Genomic DNA, 752 nt, shown 5'->3' with positions numbered 1-752 from the left:
CCTAGGTAGCGCCTCGTCCGACGGGCCTAAAAGCGCCGCCGCGTCGTCGAGATCCACCTCGCCCGCCAACCGCGCGAAGATCGCGTCCGCGCTCGCCCGCGACACCTGCTGGGCGGTGATCGTGCCGACCAGCCCACGCAGGCCGCCGGCCGTGCGTCGCAGCGGCACGGGGCCGGCGCGCGCCACGACCGGGGCGAGACGCGGATCGGCCCGAACCAGAGCGTCCAGTGCCGCTTCGATGTCGGCAAGCGTGTGGATCATGCCGGCTCCCTTGTGCCTCTGTTCGTCATCGGTTCTAGAATGGGCTCATGAGCCTGTCGCCCGCCCAACGCGTCTTTCGTTTCGCGCCGAGCCCCAACGGGCGTCTTCACCTGGGGCACGCCTATTCGGCCTGTCTCAACCACGACAGGGCGCGTGAGGTAGGAGGGCAGTTCCTGCTGCGCCTGGAAGACATCGACCTCGCTCGTTGTACGCCGGAACTGGAAGCCAGCCTCCTGTCCGACCTCGCATGGCTGGGGCTGACACCGGACGCGCCGCCGCGCCGGCAATCCGAGCATTTCGCCGACTACGAGGCGGCGATTGTCGCGCTGCGGGACGCCGGGCTTGTCTATCCCGCCTTCATGACGCGGGGCGAGGTGAAGGGCTTTGCCGCGCTCCATGAGGAGCGGGAAGGCCGTCCCTGGCCGCGCGACCCGGACGGCGCGCCGATCTATCCCGGCCTCGACCGCGACCTGACGCCCATCGAGCGCCGC

1 protein-coding gene and 1 pseudogene are annotated in these 752 nt (G+C 70.2%); one reads left to right on the top strand and one right to left on the bottom strand.

What is annotated here, in order from left to right; translation table 11 throughout:
* Positions 1-261, bottom strand: a pseudogene (locus NS365_RS23230) (DNA-3-methyladenine glycosylase 2 family protein); the annotation flags it as partial.
* A gap of 47 nt (positions 262-308) precedes the next feature.
* Between NS365_RS23230 and NS365_RS23225 the strand changes: the two are divergent.
* The coding region (locus NS365_RS23225) for a glutamate--tRNA ligase family protein (RefSeq protein ID WP_244498549.1) at positions 309-752 on the top strand (444 nt) is incomplete at its 3' end.

Origin of the sequence: Aureimonas ureilytica, from assembly GCF_001475935.1 — a bacterium.
GTDB classification, from domain to species: domain Bacteria; phylum Pseudomonadota; class Alphaproteobacteria; order Rhizobiales; family Rhizobiaceae; genus Aureimonas; species Aureimonas ureilytica_A.
Note: the sequence above shows the minus strand (reverse complement) of the source record. Positions and strands in the feature narration are given on the sequence as shown.